This is a genomic window from Cellulosimicrobium sp. MI9406, assembly GCF_040595865.1.
GTDB classification, from domain to species: Bacteria; Actinomycetota; Actinomycetes; order Actinomycetales; family Cellulomonadaceae; genus Cellulosimicrobium; species Cellulosimicrobium funkei.
Genome location: NZ_JALIZI010000011.1, coordinates 29,101 through 48,418 on the forward strand (window position 1 = coordinate 29,101; position 19,318 = coordinate 48,418).

General features: G+C 75.1%; 16 protein-coding genes. 14 read left to right on the forward strand and 2 right to left on the reverse strand.

Going from position 1 to position 19,318, the window contains the following annotated elements; genetic code table 11:
- The first annotated feature begins 1 nt into the window (after position 1).
- Both MT994_RS18275 and MT994_RS18280 read left to right on the forward strand, forming a co-directional pair.
- Positions 2-676: a VOC family protein gene (locus MT994_RS18275; RefSeq protein WP_354807409.1), complete on the forward strand. Its 675-nt coding sequence runs from the start codon at positions 2-4 to the stop codon at positions 674-676.
- A 68-nt stretch (positions 677-744) separates the two neighbouring features.
- Positions 745-1,557, forward strand: a complete 813-nt coding sequence (locus MT994_RS18280; protein ID WP_354807411.1) for a hypothetical protein — start codon at positions 745-747, stop codon at positions 1,555-1,557.
- Between the two features lie 36 nt (positions 1,558-1,593).
- Here MT994_RS18280 and MT994_RS18285 read toward each other — a convergent pair whose 3' ends face one another.
- A complete protein-coding gene (locus MT994_RS18285) occupies positions 1,594-2,958 on the reverse strand; it encodes a cytochrome P450 (RefSeq protein ID WP_354807412.1) in 1,365 nt (454 codons plus the stop codon).
- A gap of 128 nt (positions 2,959-3,086) precedes the next feature.
- Between MT994_RS18285 and MT994_RS18290 the strand changes: the two genes are divergently transcribed.
- The 11 genes from MT994_RS18290 (at position 3,087) to MT994_RS18340 (ending at position 16,818) form a co-directional block, all read left to right on the forward strand.
- Positions 3,087-4,181: a ketoacyl-ACP synthase III gene (locus MT994_RS18290; protein WP_240696671.1), complete on the forward strand. Its 1,095-nt coding sequence runs from the start codon at positions 3,087-3,089 to the stop codon at positions 4,179-4,181.
- A 23-nt stretch (positions 4,182-4,204) separates the two neighbouring features.
- Positions 4,205-4,969, forward strand: a complete 765-nt coding sequence (locus tag MT994_RS18295) for a glycosyltransferase family 2 protein (protein ID WP_194523028.1) — start codon at positions 4,205-4,207, stop codon at positions 4,967-4,969.
- Complete coding sequence (locus MT994_RS18300; RefSeq protein WP_354807415.1) at positions 4,966-6,258, forward strand: cytochrome P450; 1,293 nt, start codon at positions 4,966-4,968, stop codon at positions 6,256-6,258. The genes MT994_RS18295 and MT994_RS18300 overlap by 4 nt, the downstream gene beginning before the upstream one ends.
- Positions 6,255-8,087: a class I adenylate-forming enzyme family protein gene (locus tag MT994_RS18305; protein WP_354807417.1), complete on the forward strand. Its 1,833-nt coding sequence runs from the start codon at positions 6,255-6,257 to the stop codon at positions 8,085-8,087. Before MT994_RS18300 ends, MT994_RS18305 begins: the two co-directional genes overlap by 4 nt.
- Positions 8,084-9,064: an NAD(P)-dependent oxidoreductase gene (locus MT994_RS18310; protein ID WP_354807419.1), complete on the forward strand. Its 981-nt coding sequence runs from the start codon at positions 8,084-8,086 to the stop codon at positions 9,062-9,064. The genes MT994_RS18305 and MT994_RS18310 overlap by 4 nt, the downstream gene beginning before the upstream one ends.
- A 47-nt stretch (positions 9,065-9,111) precedes the next feature.
- Positions 9,112-10,158, forward strand: coding sequence for a DUF4037 domain-containing protein (locus MT994_RS18315; RefSeq protein WP_354807420.1), 1,047 nt, complete (start codon positions 9,112-9,114; stop codon positions 10,156-10,158).
- Positions 10,159-10,177: 19 nt separating this feature from the next.
- A complete protein-coding gene (locus MT994_RS18320; protein WP_354807422.1) occupies positions 10,178-12,046 on the forward strand; it encodes an alpha-glucosidase in 1,869 nt (622 codons plus the stop codon).
- Between the two features lie 376 nt (positions 12,047-12,422).
- Positions 12,423-14,333: an acetolactate synthase large subunit gene (locus MT994_RS18325; RefSeq protein ID WP_061268746.1), complete on the forward strand. Its 1,911-nt coding sequence runs from the start codon at positions 12,423-12,425 to the stop codon at positions 14,331-14,333.
- A gap of 98 nt (positions 14,334-14,431) precedes the next feature.
- Positions 14,432-14,956 (forward strand): acetolactate synthase small subunit, encoded by a 525-nt coding sequence (ilvN, locus tag MT994_RS18330; RefSeq protein ID WP_021481958.1) that lies wholly within the window; start codon positions 14,432-14,434, stop codon positions 14,954-14,956.
- 114 nt (positions 14,957-15,070) lie between these two features.
- Positions 15,071-16,096: a ketol-acid reductoisomerase gene (ilvC, locus tag MT994_RS18335; RefSeq protein WP_021481959.1), complete on the forward strand. Its 1,026-nt coding sequence runs from the start codon at positions 15,071-15,073 to the stop codon at positions 16,094-16,096.
- A gap of 182 nt (positions 16,097-16,278) precedes the next feature.
- Positions 16,279-16,818 carry an ASCH domain-containing protein gene (locus MT994_RS18340; RefSeq protein WP_354807424.1) on the forward strand — a complete coding sequence of 180 codons (540 nt, stop codon included), beginning with the start codon at positions 16,279-16,281 and terminating at the stop codon, positions 16,816-16,818.
- 73 nt (positions 16,819-16,891) lie between these two features.
- On the opposite strand, the gene MT994_RS18345 is transcribed toward MT994_RS18340, so the two are convergent.
- Positions 16,892-18,112, reverse strand: coding sequence for an ROK family transcriptional regulator (locus tag MT994_RS18345; protein WP_354807425.1), 1,221 nt, complete (start codon positions 18,110-18,112; stop codon positions 16,892-16,894).
- A gap of 132 nt (positions 18,113-18,244) precedes the next feature.
- On the opposite strand from MT994_RS18345, the gene MT994_RS18350 reads away from it, so the two are divergent.
- Positions 18,245-19,288, forward strand: a complete 1,044-nt coding sequence (locus MT994_RS18350; RefSeq protein ID WP_076405733.1) for a 3-isopropylmalate dehydrogenase — start codon at positions 18,245-18,247, stop codon at positions 19,286-19,288.
- Positions 19,289-19,318 lie beyond the last annotated feature (30 nt).

Sequence of the window (19,318 nt, forward strand, 5' to 3'; positions counted from 1 at the left end):
CATGACCCAGACGGCGGACGACCGCATCACCGCGCGCCAGTTCCACGACAGCGACGGCGTCGAGGACTGGCGGTTCATCCTCAGGACGGTGCAGACGCTGTTCCGCACGGGGTCGTTCACCGCGGGGGTGGAGCTCGTCGACGCGATCGGCGAGCTCGCCGAGGCGGCGAACCACCACCCCGACGTCGACCTGCGGTACGGGACGGTGACGGTCCGGCTGGCCTCGCACGACGTCGGGGGCGTCAGCGCGCGCGATGTGGCCCTCGCCCGGCAGATCTCCGCGGCGGCGCGCGAGCTCGACCTCGTCGCGGACCCGACGGCGGTGCAGGACCTCGAGATCGCGATCGACACCCTCGTCGGCACGGCGGTGCAGCCGTTCTGGCGCGCGGTCCTCGGGTTCGACGAGGGCGCCCCGGAGCTGCCCGCGCCCGAGCTCCGCGACCCGAGCGGGCGCGCCCCGGCGTTCTGGTTCCAGCAGATGGATGCGCCGCGCGAGCAGCGCAACCGCATCCACGTGGACGTGACGGTCCCGCACGACGTCGCGGAGGCGCGCGTCACCGCCGCCATCGCCGCGGGCGGGCACCTCGTGTCCGACCGTCGCGCGCCCGCGTTCTGGGTCCTGGCCGACGCCGAGGGCAACGAGGCGTGCGTGTGCACCTGGCAGGCGCGCGACTGACCGGGGCCGGTGGCGTCGGGGATGAGACGAGCGCGCAGGAACCGTCCGGTCCCTGCGAGGCTGGTCCCGTGAGCGCACGTCCGGAGAGATCGCCGCGCCGTCGCCGGGCTGCGTCCGCCGTCGTCACGCTGGCCATCGTGACGGCCGCGGTCGTCGCGCTCGGCGGGTGCACGGCCACCGGGGAGCCGGAGGTCGCTCCGGGGGCCTCCGCCCCGAGCCCGACGGCCACCGAAGACGCGCCGGGCACGCGCGACGAGCCGTCGGAGGAGACGACGCCCGAGGTGGTCGACCCGCTCGCCGACCGTCCCTCCGCGCCACCCGCTCAGGCGGTGGACGCGGGAACGGTCGCCGCCGGTGCACCCGCCGCGGCGAGCGGGACAGGGAGCGCCGCCGTGACGTTCGCGCGCGACGGCGACTTCGCCGTCGTCGTGCACCTGGACTGCGGCGACTGCGCAGGGACGCGCGCGTTCATGGCGCCGACGGACGTCACGCCGTACCCGGGCGCGCTCGGTGAGACGACCGGGTCGTACCTCATGGACGTCTTCGAGGACTCCGCGCCGCAGCAGTCGATCTGGCTCGAAGCGTCGGGGGAGTGGTCCCTGCGGTTCGAGAGCTGGAACGACCTGCCGCCCGTCGCAGGGCCGCAGTCGGGCACGGGGCCGACCGTCTTGCGGCTCGACGGCAGCACGACGAGCGCGGAGGTGTCGTGGACGCCGGCGGGCCCCGAGGACTCGTTCCAGGGCCGGTACTTCGGGGTCACGCGCGAGGCGTCGCGCATGTTCGGCGACTCCGAGGCGTTCACCGAGACGTACGACCTCGCGCTGCCAGGCGTCCTCGCCGTGAAGACCGCCGGCACGTGGAGCGTCACCCCGCAGGGCTGACGCCCGGTGTGCCGCTGACGAGACCCGGCCTGCGGGTCAGGCGCGCGCGACGACGAGCTCGTCGTAGCCGGGCACCAGGACCCGCCGCTTGGCGCGGCGCGAGACGACGCGCAGGAGCGCGCCGTCGTCGAACAGCGCGTGCAGGAGCGCGGCGATCTCGGCGCGGGCGAGCGCGGCGCCGAGGCACAGGTGGCGCCCCGCGCCGAACCAGAGCTGACGCGTCTCGCGCACGTACGGGCGGTCGGCGCGGAACGGCCCGGCCGCCGCGTTCGCCGCCCACGTGAGGATCATGACGCGCTCCCCGGCGCGCAGGGTGCGGCCCGCGACCTCGACGTCGGCCGACACGCCCCGGCCGATCACCGACGCCGGGCTCGTCACGCGCAGACCCTCGCGCACGGCGTTCTCGACGGCGTCCGGCTCGCCGGCCGCCCGCTCGACGGGGTGGGCGCGCTCGTCGGCCAGGAGCCGGAGCAGGCGGTGCTGCTCGCCCGTGTCGATCAGGAGCGCCGTGGTGCGGGCCATCGCGGACGCCGACGTCTCGGTGCCCGCGACCATGAGCAGGCTCGCGAGCCCCGTCGTCTCCTCCAGCCCGAGGCCGAGCTCGCGGCACCGGCCGAGCAGGCGGTCGGACGGCGCGTGCCGCCACCCGTCCGGGACGCCCTGGGTCAGCTCGGTGACGATCTCCCGCGCCGCGGCGACCTGGCCCGGCGCGAGGTACGTCGAGCCGGCGCTCCCGAGCGCGATCGACGCGAGCCGCTCGCCCGTCGCGAAGGCCGCCAGGGCGTCGTCGTCCGTCGGGACGGCCTCCGGCGTCGCACCGGTCCCGGCGCCTGCCGCTGAGCCCGGCGCTGAGCCCGCCCCTGAGCTCGCCCCGGTGGCCGCCGGGGACGGGATGCCGAGCAGCGAGATCATCATCCGGCCGACGAGCACGCGCGCGAGCCGTCCGACGTCGACCGTCCCGCCGGCGGCGAGGGTGCGGCGCGCGTCGTCGAGCGCGAGCGACCACGCGCCGTCGACCAGCGCCACGGCGCTCGTCTCGGTGAAGAGCTCGCGCGAGCGGGTGCGCAGGTCGTGGTGGCCGGGCCCGTCGAACAGGTCGAGGACCCAGTCGCCGAGGATCTGGGCCCACAGGTGCCCGACCCCGCCCTCGCCGACGATCGTGAAGTGCCGGTGGTCGGTGAGGATGCGGCGACCCACGGTCGGGTCGGCCGTCACCCACCCGAGGCCCGGGACCCGGCGCAGCCCTCCGCCCGGACGCGGCCCGGTCAGCGCGCCGCCCACGAGCAGCACGCCGGCCATCGCGGGGCGCGCGGCGGCGAGGACCTGCAGCTCGTGCCGGGTCGTGGGCAGGGCGCGACGTCGTTCGCGGGTGGGCACGGGTCCGGTCGTGGTCGCAGTCACGGGGTCAGTGTGGCGCACCGGTAGGGCCACGGGGCTGCCGCGCCGCCGTCCGGGGATGGGCACTTCACCCCATCGGAACCTGTGGACGACCGCCGTCCGAGGGGGTCTGCTTGGCTACTGTGTCGCGCGTGCCAGAGAACCCACCCCGCCCGGTAGCCCCCGGGTCCGCACCCGTGCGTCCCGCGGCGGTGATCGCCGCCGTCGGGGTCCACCTGCCCGAGCGCGTGGTCGACGTGCGCGAGGCGGAGCGCGCGCTCGCGGAGCGCAACCCGGGCGCGGCGCCGCGCGTGCCGATGGTCTCGCGCCTCACGGGCGTGCGGCAGGTCCACGTGCTCCCCGACGACTGGGACGCCTCCGACCTCGCCGTCGCGGCCGCGGAGAAGCTGCTGGCGACCCAGGGCCTCGCGCCCGACGACGTCGACCTGCTGCTCTTCGCGTCGGCGAGCCAGGACATGGTCGAGCCCGCGACGAGCCACATCGTCGCCGCGAAGCTCGGGGTCCGGGCGCCCGTCATGGACGTCAAGAACGCGTGCAACTCCGTGCTCAACGCGATCGAGGTCGCCGAGGCGCTCGTCGCGACGGGCCGGTACGGGACGGTCCTCGTCGCGTGCGGGGAGGCGCCGTCGCGCGCCGTGCGCTGGGACGTTCCCGACCGCGCGACCTACCTGCTCTCCGCCCCGGGCTACACCATGTCCGACGCCGGGGCCGCCGTCCTCGTGCGCCGCGCCACCGCGGCGGAGGCCGACGCGCGCGACGGCTCCGGCGCCCCCGCGCCTCGCGGCATCCTCGCGAGCGCGTTCGGCGCCGAGTCGACGCACTGGGACGTCGGCATGCTCCCCGGGGGCGGCACCGCGCACCCGCGCGACCTCGAGCGCACCTACTTCGAGATCGACGGGTCGCGGCTGAGGGACGCGTTCCTCGCGCTCGGGCCGGGCGTCGTCCTCGACGCGCTCGGCCGTGCGGGGCTCACGTGGGACGACGTCGCGCTCGTCGCCGTGCACCAGGTCGCCGTCGCCTACCTCGACGACGTGCACGCCGCGCTCGGCCTGCCGACCGGCCGCACGCTCGTCACCGTCGCCGACCACGGCAACGTCGCCTCCGCGACGCTTCCGCTGCAGCTCGCGACCGCGCTCGAGACAGGTCGGGTCGGGCCGGGCGACGTCGTCGTGCTCGTCGGCCTCGCGGGCGGCATCAGCATCGGCGCGACGGTGGTGCGGCTGTGAGCACCCGGCGGTTCACGCGAGGAGTGACGAGCACGCAGCGGCTCGCCGTCGTGGTGCCCGCGCGCGACGAGGCGCACGGGATCGTCGCGACGCTGGAGGCGCTGCGCGACCAGCAGGACACGGACTTCGACCTCGTCGTCGTGGACAACGGGTCGTCGGACGGCACGGGCGACCTGGTGCGCGCGACCGCGGCGGCGTGGGGCATGACGCGGTGGCGCGTCGTCGACGAGCCGCAGAAGGGCACGGGCGCGGCGGCCGACACGGGCATGCGGGCGGCGATCGCGCAGGGCGCGACGCACCTCGCGCGCACCGACGCCGACTGCCTGCCGCTGCCCGACTGGACCCGACGCGTGCGCGCCGCGTTCGCGAGCGGGCACGACCTCGTCGCGGGACGGCTCGTGCCGCGCACCGACGACCGCCCGGTCTCGCGCGTCCAGCAGGGCGTGCTCTCCGCGGCGGTGAGCGTCGCGAGCACGTTCGGGCGCTTCCGCCCCGGCAACCAGGACCCGTCCTACCTCGGGCCCTACGTCATGGCGCCGGGCTGCAACATGGCGATCACGGCGGCGCTGTACGAGGCGGCGGGCGGGTTCCCGCGCACCGCGATCGAGGACGTCCACGAGGACCGGGCGCTCGTCAACGCGGTGCGCCGCCTCACGCGACGGTACGGCGCGCACCGCGACGTCGTCGTGCGGGCCTCGACACGCCGCGCGCACGCGTGGGGCCTCGTCCGCACGCTCGGCTGGTACGCCGACCACCGCTACCGGCCCGAGCTCGTGGACATCCGATGACCGGTACGGCGCTCGCCCCCGCACCCGCCGGGCTCGCCGCGGCGATGCGCTGGGAGGAGCGGGTCCAGCGCGGGGCGCACCCGCTCGTCTACCCGGCGATCCGGGCCCTGCGGCACCGCGGCCCGGTCGTGCGCGTCCCCGGGATCGGGGTGGTCGTGTCCGACGCCGCGACGGCGCGCGCCGTGCTGCTCGACACCGAGCACTTCTCCAAGGTGGGCCCGGGGTCGCCGTCGGACCTGTGGACGCCCGTGCTCGGCCCGTCCGTGCTCCTCAACATGGAGGGCGCCGACCACGCGCGCCTGCGCCGGGCGCTGTCGGGTCTCTTCACGCCCCGCGCGGTGCGCGACCTCGTCGCGGTGAGCGTGCCCGACGTCCTCGCGGGCCTCGCTCCGCGGCTGCTCGCGGGGGAGCGCGTCGACCTCGTGGCGGAGACGGCGACCATGGCCGGGACGGTCGTCTGCGCGATGACCGGGCTGCCCCCGACGGACGCCGCCGTCCGCGAGGCGATGACCGCCGCGCAGTCCGTGGTCGGGCTCGTGCGCCTGCACCGGCGCAGCCTCACGCCCAGCCAGGTGCGGCACGCGCGCGCCGTCCTCGCACGGCTGTCCGCGCCGGCGCGCGACGCGTACCGCGCGGGGGACCCCGCGACCGTCCCCGGGCGCATGCGCGAGCTCGGGCTCTCGGAGGAGGAGGCGCTCGGCGCCGTCGGCGCGTTCGTCCTCACGGGCACCGAGACCATCCAGTCGTTCGTGCCGCGCCTCGTGGCACTCACCGCGGACACCGGTTGGCTCGACCGGCTCCTCGGGGCCGACCCCGGCGCCGGGCCGGAGGCCGCGGCGCTGCGCGGCCGCGTCGTCGAGGAGGCGCTGCGCGTCACGGCACCGACGCCCGCGATGCTGCGCTCGGTGCGCGCCGACGCGACCGTGGGCGACGTCCGCGTCCGCGCGGGCGACCGGGTCGTGATCGCGACGATCTCCTGCTGCCAGGACGCGGGCCCCTTCGACCCGGACGCCCCCGTCGACCCGGTGGTGCGGCACCTGTGGTTCGGCGCCGGACCGCACTTCTGCCTCGGGATGCCGCTCGCGACGGCCCAGGTCGACGCCGTCCTGGACGCCCTGCGCCCGGTCGCCGCAGCGGGTCGGAGCCTTCAGGTCACCGACCGCGCCGTCGCCCGCGGGGTGCTCATCCCGGCGTACCGCTCGCTCGTCGTGCGGGCGGTCGGCGGCGAGGTGCGTGCGTCGGGCCCGGTCGCCGGATCGGCCGCGTCGTCGGCGGGGGAGGCGGCATGACCGCGCCCGACGCCGTACCCCGCCACCTGCTCGCCCCGATCCTCGCGCGCGGGGCCGCCGGGCACGCGTCCGCCGACGCGGTCGCGCTCCGGCGCTGGACGCGGCCGGGCCGCCGCGGTGCGCGCGTGCGCGAGGAGGCCTCGTACGCCGACCTCGCGCGGCGCGTCGAGGCGACCGCGACGGCGCTCGCGGCCGACGGCCTCGCGCCGGGCGACCGCGCCCTGTTCTCGGTGCGGCCCCGGCCGGAGGGCGTCGTGCTCGCGTTCGGGGTCGTCCGGGCGGGCGGGACCGTCGTCTTCGTCGACCCCGGCTCGACGCCCGAGCTCTTCGCGGCGCGCGTGGGCGCGGCCGGGCCGTCGCTCGCGACGACCGAGTCGCTCCTCTACGCCGTCTCGCGCGGGCCGCTGCGCCGTCTGGCCCGGTCACGGGGCCTGCTCCTGCCCGACTACGCGAGCCTCCCGCTGCGGCACGTGCACGCCGGCCCGTGGCTCCCCGGGGTGCCGCGCGGCTCGCGCGCCGCCCGCCGCCTCGCCGCGAGCCCGGTCGACCGCGCGGCGCTACCGCCGCTCGATCCGGACCGTGAGGCGCTCACCGTCTTCACGTCCGGCACGACGGCGCAGCCGAAGGCCGTCGTGCACACGGCCGGGTCGCTGCTCGCCGGGTGCGACCTGCTGCGCGACGTGTTCGCGCTCGCGCCGGGCGACGTCGTGCACACCGACCAGATGCTGCTCGGCGTCCCGGCGCTGCTGGCGGGCGCCACGTGGTCCGTGCCGGCCGACCCGCCGGGCCCCGACATCACGACCTTCGCGCGCCAGCTCGACGGCGTCGCAGGCACGTACCTCGTGCCCGCGGACGTCACGGCGCTGCTCGACGCGATCGAGGCCGGGGCGGTGCCCGCGCACGGGCCGCGCGTCGCGCTCGTCGGCGGCGCTCCCGTGACCCGCGCGCTCCTGGAGCGCGCGACGCGCGTGCTGCCCGGCACGCGGTGGGTCGCGGTGTACGGGATGACCGAGATCCTGCCGGTCGCGGTGGTCGAGGCCCGCGAGAAGCTCGCGCACGCGGGCGACGGCGACCTCGTCGGCGCGCCGCTGCCCGGCACGGTCGTGCGGCTCGACCCGGTCGAGGAGGAGGAGCCCGAGGTCGGCCGTGACACCGTAGCGGAGCCCGGCCGCGACGACGTCGGGGAGCTCGTGCTGTCCGGGCCGTCGCTCATGGCGGGCTACCTGCACGACCTCGACGCCCCCGCCCGGGGCGCGGGCGCACGGGCCGCAGAGCACCGCACCGGCGACCTCGCGCGCCTCGACGACGCGGGGCGGCTCGTCCTCGTCGGCCGCACGCGGGACATGATCATCCGCGGCACGACGAACATCTACCCCGGCCTCTACGAGCCGCGCGTCGCGGCGCTCGACGGCGTCGGCGAGGCGCTGCTCGTGGGGGTGCCCCAGGTGGACGGCGACGAGCGGGTCGCGCTCGTCGTCACCTCGGCGTCGGAAGACTCTCGGCCGGACGCGGGCGCCGGGACCGATCCTCGGCCCGACGCCGGTGCGGCGGTGCATCTGGACCCGCACCACCCGCTCGTGGACCGGGTGCGCGCCGCGCTGCCGAGCGTTCTCGACCACGACGCGCTGCCCGACGTCGTGCTGCACGCCGACCGCGTGCCGCTCGCCGGTCGCTCGCGCAAGCCCGACCGGGCCGCGCTCTCGCGCGCCGCCGCGCCGCTGGTGCCCGCCGCACCGCTGGAGACCGCCGCGCCGAGCGCGCCCGCCGCGCCGCTGGTGCCCGCTGAGTCGGCCGCCGTCGGCCGAGACACGCCCGGCACCCGCGCGTGAGGGTCGTCGTCACCGGGGCGTCGGGGTTCGTCGGCGGAGCGGTCGCGCGCGGGCTGGTCGCCGACGGCCACGAGGTCTGGACGTCCTCCCGCCGCGACCCGGCGGTCGACGGCGCCCGGCACCTCGCCTGGGACCTCACCACCGGTCCGCTCGCCGACCCGCCCACGGTGGACGCCGTCGTGCACGCGGGCGCCGCCGTGTCCGACTGGTGCGCGCTCGACGTCGCGCGCGCCACGAACGTCGCCGGGACGCTCGCGGTCCGCGACACGTTCCCCGACGCCCGGTTCGTGCACGTCTCGTCAGGCAGCGTGTACGACCCGTACCGCCCGAGCGTCCGCGCCCGCGAGCACGAGGCGCCGGTCGCCCGGTACCTCGACGCCTACGGCACGACGAAGGCAGAGGCCGAACGCGCGCTGGCCCGCGACGTCGCGCGGCACCCGGACCGCGGCGCTGTCGTCGTGCTGCGCCCGCACGCCGTCTACGGGCCGGGCGACACGACGCTCCTGCCGCGCGTCGAGGCCGCCGTACGGGGCGGACGGCTCGTCCTGCCCGGCGGCGGACGCGTGCTCCAGTCCCTGACCCACGTGGACACGCTGCTCGCCGCGGTGCGCGCCGCCGTCGTGCTGCCCGACGCCGCGGCCCGCGCGCCCGGCGGCGAGGGAGGGCCCACACCGGGGTGGCTCGTCGCGAACGTCGCCGACGCCGAGCCGGTGGTGCTGCGCGACGCGCTCGCCGACGCGCTGCGCCGCCGCGGTACCGCCGTGCGGGTCGTCGCCGTCCCGGTGCGCCCCGCCTGGGCGCTCGCGGGCGCGGTCGAGACGGTCGCCCGGCGGCTGCGCCGCCCCGAGCCGCCGCGCCTGACCTGGTACGCGCTGAGCCACCTCGCGATGGAACGCACCTACGACCTCGCGGTCCTGCGCGACGTGCTGGGCGTCGACCCGGCTCCCACGAGCTTCGTCGGGGCCGAGCGGTGGTAGCGGCGAAAGCCCTGGGTGTCGTGACGCCGACCCGCTAGGTTGCCCGGGTGGAGACCGGGACCGACCTCGCGCGGCGCTACTACGACGAGGTCGTCGGGCCGATCCTGCTCGGCCGCTGGCCCGGGCTGCCGCACGCGGCGGGACGCCTCGGGAGCGGGTCCGACGTCCTCGGGCTCGACGACGCGACGTCGCGCGACCACGACTGGGGTCTGCGCCTGACGTTGCTGGTCGACGAGCCGATGGTCGACGAGGTCGACGCGCTGCTCGGCGCGGCGCTGCCCGACACGTTCGCCGGGCACCCGACCCGGTTCCCGACCACGTGGAGCCCGCACGGTCCGCACCAGGTCGAGGTCGCGTCGCCGTCGGGCTTCGTCACGTCGCGCCTCGGCGTCGACGCGACGCGACCGCTCGCCGTCGACGACTGGCTCACGCTCACCGGTCAGGCGGTCCTCGAGGTGACGGCCGGGCCGGTGTTCGTGGACACCGGCGGCCAGGTCACCGCGGCGCGCGAGCGCCTCGCCTGGTATCCCGACGACCTGTGGCGGTACGCGGTCGCCGTCGACTGGGCGCGGATCGGGCAGGAGCTGCCGTTCGTCGGCCGGACGGCGGAGCGCGGCGACGACCTCGGGTCGCGCGTCGTCGCCGCCCGCCTCGCGCGCGCAGCGATGCACCTCGGCTTCCTGCTCGAGCGGCACTGGACGCCGTACGCGAAGTGGTTCGGGACGACGTTCGCCGCGCTCCCGCGTGCCGCCGCCGCCGCGCCCGACCTCGCGGAGGCGCTCGCGGCCGACGACTGGCGGGCGCGCGAGGCGGCGCTGTGCCGAGGGCTGGAGACCCTGCACGACCTCCAGGGCGAGGTGGGCCTCCCGACCGTGACCGACGTCGTCGTCCCGTTCTTCGACCGGCCCTTCCGGGGGCTCGGGCCGGTGGCCGACGTGGTGACTTCCGCGATCCAGGACCCGGTGGTGCAGGCGCTGCCACCGGGCGTCGGGACCGTCGAGCAGTGGGTCGACGACGTCGACGTCCTCACGGACGCCGCCCGTCGCGTCGCCGCGGCGCGCGGCGTCGGGCAGGCTGGGACCAGGACCCCCTGACCTGAGAGGAAGCCGTGCGATGACCTCGTCCGCACCCACCCCGGACCCCCTGCCCCGCGGCGGGTGGCCCGGCGCCGAGACGCCCGGTGACGCCCCCTGGTGGACGCGCTCGGTCGTCTACCAGGTGTACCCGCGCTCGTTCCAGGACACCGACGGCGACGGCATCGGGGACCTCCCCGGGATCACGCGACGCCTCGACCACCTGGAGCGGCTGGGCGTCGACGTCGTGTGGCTGTCCCCGGTGTACCGGTCGCCGCAGGCGGACAACGGCTACGACATCAGCGACTACGAGGACGTCGACCCGCTGTTCGGGTCGCTCGCAGACCTCGACACCCTGATCGAGGGGCTGCACGCGCGCGGGATGAAGCTCGTCATGGACCTCGTCGTCAACCACACGAGCGACGAGCACCCGTGGTTCGTCGAGTCGCGCTCGTCCGCGCAGAGCCCGCGGCGCGACTGGTACTGGTGGCGCCCCGCGCGCGAGGGCATGGAGCCCGGCGCCCCGGGCGCCGAGCCGACGAACTGGCGCTCGTTCTTCGGGGGCAGCGCGTGGCGGTTCGACGAGGCCTCGGGCGAGTACTACCTGCACCTGTTCGACACCAAGCAGCCGGACCTCAACTGGGAGAACCCCGACGTCCGCGAGGCGGTCTACGCGATGATGCGGCGGTGGCTCGACCGCGGGGTCGACGGCTTCCGCATGGACGTCATCAACCTCATCTCCAAGGACGTCGCGCCCGACGGCTCGCTGCCCGACGGCGAGGTGCACTGGGGCACGTACGGGGACGGGAGCCCGCACTACACGGACGGCCCGCGCGTGCACGAGTTCCTCGCCGAGATGCACCGCGAGGTGTTCGCGCCGTACCTCGCCCAGGGCCGGGAGATCCTCACGGTGGGGGAGACGCCGGGCGTGACGGTCGAGCACGGCGTGCGGTACACCGACCCGGACCGTCGCGAGGTCGACATGGTGTTCCAGTTCGAGCACATGGGCATCGACCACGGCGCGACCCGCTACGACCCGGTCCGGTGGGACCTCGCCGACCTCAAGGCGACCCTCGGCCGGTGGCAGGCGGGCCTCGCCCACCGGGGCTGGAACGCCCTCTACTGGGACAACCACGACCAGCCGCGCGTCGTCTCGCGGTTCGGCGACGACTCCCCGGAGCACCGCGTCGCCTCGGCGAAGGCGCTCGCCCTCCTGCTGCACCTGCACCGCGGCACGCCGTACGTCTACCAGGGCGAGGAGCTCGCCATGACGAACGCGCCGTTCACGCGGATCGAGCAGTACCAGGACGTCGAGTCGCTCGGGTACTTCCGCGAGCTCACCGGTCGCACGGGCGCCCCGCGCCTGCGGACCGACGGCGAGATGCTCGCCGTGCTCGCGCACGCGAGCCGCGACCACGCCCGCACGCCCGTGCAGTGGGACGCGAGCGCGAACGCCGGCTTCACGACGGGGACGCCGTGGCTCGAGGTCAACCCCAACCACACGACGATCAACGCGGAGGCCGCCTGGGCCGACGAGGACTCCGTGCTGCACTTCTACCGGCGGCTCGTCGCGCTGCGCCGGGAGGAGCCGGTCGTCGCGCTCGGCGACTTCCGCATGCTGCTGCCCGACCACGAGGCGGTCTACGCGTTCACGCGCGCCCTCGACGCGCCCGGGCCCGACGGCACGACCGTCCGGGACGAGCTCCTCGTGCTCGTCAACGTCGGCGGCGTCCCGCAGGACGTCCCGACCGGGACGCTCACGGGCTGGGAGGAGGCGTCGGTCCTCGTGACCACGCACCCCGGGCGGGCCGACGACGGCGCCCGGCCGGGCGCCGTCGGGCACCTGGAGCCGTGGGAGGGGCGGGTGCTCCGGCGCACCGGGCCGCGCGCCGCACGTCCCAGTGCGTGAGACGGCCGCCTCGACACGTGACATCACCGGGACATGGGCGTACAGTCCCAGACGTGCAGACGATCCTCCTTGTAGTACTTCCTGAGCGCGCCGGCTGAGGCCACGCCACCAGGCTTCGTCAGCGCGCTCACCCCTCGTCCAGCCCGGCATCCCGGGTTCGAGGGGTTTTTTGTTGCCACCACAACGCCATCAGCACGGCAGACAGACCGCGGCAGGCCTACCCGGCCACCGCGAGCGCCGCACCCGCGAGACCCGCGAGGACCGGCACCCGCACACCGCGACCAGCACGACCGCACCACCACGGTCGGCTCCGGCTCCCGGCGGAGCGCCCCACGGGGCGCCCGCCGGGCCGAGGCCACGACACGCAGGAGACACCATGGCCCAGGGTCCCACCCCGGCACCTCCGCGACAGGGCGCCCCGGCGCCCGCCGCGGCGCCGAAGCCCGCCCCGACACCCGCGTCGGTCGCCCCGCGCGGCGACGTCCGGCGCGCAGCCACGGCTCGCCCGGCCGGCGCCTCGAACGGCGCCCCGACGGGCGAGGAGATGACGGGCGCGCAGTCGATCGTCCGCTCGCTCGAGGAGGCCGGTGCCGAGGTCGTCTTCGGCATCCCGGGTGGTGCGATCCTCCCGACGTACGACCCGCTCATGGACTCCCAGCGCCTGCGCCACATCCTCGTGCGCCACGAGCAGGGCGGCGGCCACGCGGCGCAGGGCTACGCCCACGCGACGGGACGTGTCGGTGTCACGATGGCGACGTCGGGCCCGGGCGCGACGAACCTCGTGACCCCGATCGCCGACGCGAACATGGACTCGATCCCGCTCGTCGCGATCACGGGCCAGGTCGCCGAGTCGATGATCGGCACCGACGGCTTCCAGGAGGCGGACATCGTCGGCATCACGATGCCGATCACCAAGCACTCCTACCTGGTCACCGACCCGGACGACATCCCGCGCACCATCGCCGAGGCGTTCCACATCGCCTCGACCGGCCGCCCGGGCCCGGTGCTCGTCGACATCGCGAAGTCGGCGATGCAGTCCCGCACCACGTTCTCCTGGCCGCAGGACGTGCAGCTCCCCGGCTACCACCCGGTGACGAAGCCGCACAGCAAGCAGATCAAGGAGGCCGCACGCCTGCTCGCGACGGCCCGCCGCCCGGTCCTGTACGTGGGCGGCGGCGTGATCCGCGCGAACGCGTCGGCCGAGCTGCGCCGCCTCGTCGACCTGTCGGGCGCGCCCGTCGTGACGACGCTCATGGCGCGCGGCGCGGTGCCCGACACGCACCCCCAGAACCTCGGCATGCCCGGCATGCACGGGACCGTGCCGGCCGTGGCGGCGCTGCAGAAGGCCGACCTCGTCGTGTCGCTCGGCGCCCGCTTCGACGACCGCGTCACCGGCGCGCTGTCGAGCTTCGCCCCGCACGCGCAGGTGGTGCACGCCGACATCGACCCCGCGGAGATCGGCAAGAACCGCGACGTGGACGTGCCGATCGTCGGCGACCTCAAGGAGGTCATCACCGACCTGCTGCCGGAGCTCGAGCGTGAGCACGAGGCCAAGGGCAAGCCGGACGTCGAGGCCTGGTGGCGCCAGATCGACGACTGGCGCGAGACGTACCCGCTCGGCTACACGGAGCCCGACGACGGCCACCTCGCCCCGCAGCACGTCATCTCCCGCCTGGGTGAGATCTCGGGCCCCGAGTCGATCTACGTCGCGGGCGTCGGGCAGCACCAGATGTGGGCGGCCCAGTTCATCCGCTACGAGCACCCGCGGACGTGGCTCAACTCCGGCGGCCTCGGCACCATGGGCTTCTCGATCCCGGCGGCCATGGGCGCGAAGGTCGGACGCCCCGACGCCACGGTGTGGGCGATCGACGGCGACGGCTGCTTCCAGATGACCAACCAGGAGCTCGCCACCTGCACGATCAACGAGATCCCCATCAAGGTCGCGCTGATCAACAACAGCTCGCTCGGCATGGTGCGCCAGTGGCAGACGCTGTTCTACGACCAGCGCTACTCGAACACGGACCTGCACACCGGCCACGGCACGGCGCGCGTGCCCGACTTCGTCAAGCTCGCCGACGCGTACGGGTGCGAGGGCATCCGCGTCGAGTCGATGGGCGAGGTGGACGCCGCGATCAAGCGCGCGATGGAGATCGACGACCGTCCGGTCGTCATCGACTTCAACGTCTCGCGCGACGCGATGGTGTGGCCGATGGTCGCCGCCGGTGTGAGCAACGACGACATCCAGTACGCGCGGGGCATCTCGCCCGCCTGGGACCGGGAGGACTGAGCGGAATGCAGCGGAGGTTGAGGGCCGCAGCGAAGCAAGGCACTCGGCTGCAGCGCAATGCAGCCCCGATCCGACCCCTGTCCCTGGAGGACTGACCGATGTCCCGCCACACCCTCTCCGTGCTCGTCGAGAACAAGCCCGGCGTGCTGACGCGCGTCGCGGGCCTGTTCGCCCGCCGCGCCTTCAACATCCACTCCCTCGCCGTCGGCCCCACGGAGCACGAGGAGATCTCGCGCATCACCGTGGTCGTCGACGTGGAGGAGCGCCCGCTCGAGCAGGTGACGAAGCAGCTCAACAAGCTGGTCAACGTCATCAAGATCGTCGAGCTCGACTCGTCCGCGTCGGTCCAGCGCGAGCTCCTGCTCGTCAAGGTGCGTGCCGACGGCGCCCACCGCACCGGCGTGCTCGAGGTCGTCAACCTGTTCCGCGCGAAGGTGGTCGACGTCGTCCCCGACGCCGTGACCATCGAGGCGACGGGCACGGGGGAGAAGCTCGACGCGCTGCTCGGGGCCCTCGAGCCCTACGGCGTGCGCGAGATCGTGAAGTCGGGGACCGTCGCCGTCGGGCGCGGGTCCCGCTCCATCACGGACCGCGCGCTGGAACGCGTCGTCCGCTCCGCCTGACCATCGCCTACCCTCGCACCGAGACCCCCGTGGGCGTCGGCGCGCACCGGTCGCCGTTCCGCGCGACACCGCAACAGACCCCTGCACCGCAACGAAGAACCGAGGAGATCCATCGTGGCTGAGCTGTTCTACGACGACGACGCCGACCTGTCCATCATCCAGAGCAAGAAGGTCGCGATCGTCGGCTACGGGAGCCAGGGCCACGCGCACGCCCAGAACCTGCGCGACTCGGGCGTCGAGGTCGTCGTCGCCCTGCGCGAGGGCTCCAAGTCCGTCGCGAAGGCCCAGGACGAGGGCTTCGAGGTCAAGTCCGTGGCGGACGCCGCCGCGTGGGCCGACCTGATCATGATCCTCGCGCCGGACCAGCACCAGCGCTCGATCTACAACGACGAGATCAAGCCAAACCTCGCCACGGGCAAGACGCTCGCGTTCGCGCACGGGTTCAACATCCGCTTCGGCTACATCGAGGCCCCCGAGGGCGTCGACGTCATCCTCGTCGCCCCGAAGGCGCCGGGCCACACGGTGCGTCGCGAGTTCGTCGCGGGCCGCGGCATCCCGGACATCATCGCCGTCGAGAAGGACGCGTCGGGCCAGGCCTGGGACGTCGCGCTGTCGTACGCGAAGGCGATCGGCGGCACGCGCGCGGGCGTCATCAAGACGACGTTCACCGAGGAGACCGAGACCGACCTGTTCGGCGAGCAGGCCGTGCTCTGCGGCGGTGTGTCGCAGCTCGTCCAGTACGGCTTCGAGACGCTGACCGAGGCCGGCTACCAGCCGGAGATCGCGTACTTCGAGGTGCTGCACGAGCTCAAGCTCATCGTCGACCTCATGTGGGAGGGCGGCATCGCCAAGCAGCGCTGGTCCGTCTCGGACACCGCCGAGTACGGCGACTACGTCTCCGGCCCGCGCGTCATCGACGCCCGCGTCAAGGAGAACATGCAGGGCGTCCTCGCCGACATCCAGTCGGGCGCGTTCGCCAAGCGCTTCATCGACGACCAGGACGCGGGCGCGCCGGAGTTCACGGCGCTCCGCGAGAAGGCCGCGCAGCACCCGATCGAGAAGGTCGGCAAGGAGCTGCGGTCGCTGTTCGCGTGGAAGCAGCAGGACGCCGACTACACCGAGGGCAGCGCCGCACGCTGATCCTCGACTTCTGAGCTCGGCTCACCTCTGGGGGTGGGTGACCCCTGTCGCGCGACAGGGGTCACCCACCCCTTCGTCGTCCCACCGGCCCGGCCGGCCGTTCGTCGTCGCGTCGCGACCGGCCGACGACCGGTGGGCGGGCGGTGCGGGTGGTGCGCGGCCCTGTGCGCCAGGATGGGGGCATGACCCGACAGGCGGACGAGGGAGACCCGGTGACGGACGACGTGACGGTGGACGAGCGGGCGGCGGAGATCCTGGCGTTCTGGGAGCTGGCGCGGCCCAGCGCGGGCATGGCGCGGCTCGGCGTCGTCACGGGCACCACGGTGTCCGAGAGCGTGCCGCCTCCGGCGTGGTCGTTCGGGGACAACCCGGCGCTGGCGGACGACCTGCTCATGGCGGTGCTCACGGAGGAGAAGACGGCGACGTCGTCGGCCCTGTGGGAGTACGAGGAGACGGGCGAGGCGGTGCCGCGCGTCGGCGAGCTGTCGATCCTGCTCGACGGCGCGGGCCACCCGCGCGCGCTGATCCGCACGACGTCGGTCGAGGTGGTCGCGTTCGAGGACGTCGACGCGGACTTCGCGCACGCGGAGGGCGAGGACGACCGGTCGCTGGAGTCGTGGCGCGTCGAGCACGAGAAGTACTTCCGTCGCGTCCTGTCGCGCGAGTTCGCGCCGGACATGTCGCTGGTGTGCGAGCGGTTCGAGCTGCGCTACCCGCGCTGAGCGCGGCGAGGATGAGCGGTGGCCGGCCGTGCCACGGTCGGCCGGCCACCGCTCGCGAGGTAGGTGAAGAGGACTACCCCGGGACGGTGGGCGCGACGACCGGGTGGTCCGGTCGTCCCGCGGCGGCGAGCAGGAGGGTGCGCACGTCCTCGGCGACGACGGAGCGCGCGCCGCGCAGGACGGCGAGCTCGGGGACGGCGCTCGCGACGACCGCTCCCGTCCGCTGGTCGGTGCCGCGCAGGACGGCGGCGGTCGCCTCGGCGAGCGGCGCGCCGCACGCGACGCCCGTGGGCCCGCCGAGCACGACGGCGTCCGGCTCGAGGATGGCGACGACGGGCTGGAGGACGATCGCGACGCGGAGCGCGAGGTCCTGCACGAGGTCGTGCACCGCGGTGCTGTCGCGGTGCGCGGCGAGGGCGGCGACGGCGTCGCCGTAGGAGGAGCCCTCCTCGGTGATGCCGGGGACCCCCGCGCGGGCGCACAGCTCGACGAGGCGGAGACCGCCGACGAGGTCCTGCACGTTGACCGAGTCGTCGATGCCGGCGGCGGGGACGGGGAGGTAGCCGATCTCACCGGCGCCACCCGCGGTGCCGTGGTGCACGCGGCCCTCGAGCCACGCGCCCATGCCGATGCCCTCGCCCAGCCACAGCAGCGCGAAGCTCTCCTCGTCGCGGCCGGCGTCGCGCTCGGCGATCGCGGCGAGGTTGACGTCGTTCTCGACGTGGACGTCGATGCCGAGCGCGTCCTGGAGGTGCGCGCGCAGCCCGCGGCGCGGCCAGCCGGGGAGCTCCCCGACGAGGGCGATGTCGCCGGTGCGCGGCGCGACGGCGGCCTGCACGCCGACGACCGCGGTCGCGACGCGGGAGACGGGGATGCCGGCGTCGGCGCAGGCCTCGTCGCGCGCGGCGAGGACGTCGGCGGCTGCCGAGCGCTCGGGACCGGCGGTGACGGTCGTCTCGCCGAGCGTGCGGCCGAGCGCGTCGACGACGCTGGCGCGCACCCCGGCGGGCACGACGTCGAGCGCGAGTCCCACGACGACGTCGGTCCGGGCGGCGTACTGCGTGGCCTGGGGGCCGCGCGCGCCCTGCACGGAGCCGGTGGGCTCGATGAGTCCCGACTGCTCGAGCCGTGCGACGATCTGGGAGGCGGTCGGTCGCGAGACGCCGGTGCGGTCACCGATCTGGGACCGGGTCAGCGGCCCGACGTCGAGGAGGAGCTCCAGGGCCGCGCGGTCGTTGATGGTGCGCAGGAGCCCCGGGGTGCCGGGAACCCTCGACGTGGCGGGCGCGGTCATGGTCGGTCCTTCGACGGGCTTTAGGAAAGTTTACTAATAGTGGACCGGCTGCGCGCGGAACGCAACTCGACGCCCGTCCGAGACGTGAGACCACCGTCCCGAAGGGTGGCGGCGCGGCGTAGGCTCGCCGGCATGACGCGCACCATTGATCTGGCAGTCGTGGCCGGCGACGGCATCGGGACCGAGGTCGTCGAGCAGGGGCTCGCCGTGCTCGAGGCCGCCGTGGCCGGCTCGGACGTGAAGGTCTCCACGACGCCGTTCGACCTGGGTGCGCGCCGCTGGCACGCCACGGGGGAGACGCTCACCGACGCGGACCTCGACGCGATCCGCGGGCACGACGCGATCCTCCTGGGCGCGATCGGCGACCCGAGCGTCCCGTCCGGCGTCCTCGAGCGCGGCCTGCTGCTCAAGCTGCGCTTCGCGCTCGACCACTACGTCAACCTCCGCCCGGGCAAGCTGTACCCGGGCGTCACGTCGCCGCTCGCCGACCCGGGCGAGATCGACTTCGTCGTCGTGCGCGAGGGCACCGAGGGCCCGTACGTCGGCAACGGCGGCTCGCTGCGCACCGGCACGCCGCACGAGATCGCGACCGAGGTCTCCCTCAACACGGCGTTCGGCGTCGAGCGGGTCGTGCGCGACGCGTTCGCCCGCGCCCAGGCGCGTCCGCGCAAGCACCTCACGCTCGTGCACAAGCACAACGTCCTCGTGCACGCGGGCCACCTGTGGCGTCGCACGGTCGAGGCCGTCAACGCGGAGTTCCCCGACGTCACGACCGACTACCTGCACGTCGACGCCGCGACGATCTTCCTCACGACGAAGCCCTCGCGCTTCGACGTGATCGTCACCGACAACCTGTTCGGCGACATCCTCACCGACCAGGCCGCCGCGATCACGGGCGGGATCGGCCTCGCCGCGTCCGCGAACATCAACCCCGACCGCACCGCGCCGTCGATGTTCGAGCCCGTGCACGGCTCGGCACCGGACATCGCCGGGCAGGGCAAGGCCGACCCGACCGCCACGGTGCTGTCGGTCGCGCTGCTCCTCGACCACCTGGGCCTCGGCGACGAGGCGCGGCGCGTCGAGGCGGCCGTCGCCGCCGACCTCGCCGAGCGGGGGAGCCGAGTACGCTCGACGGCCGAGGTGGGCCGCGAGCTCGCCGCTCGCGTCGCCGGCTGACACGCCGTCACGGGCCCCTCGCGGGCCCGG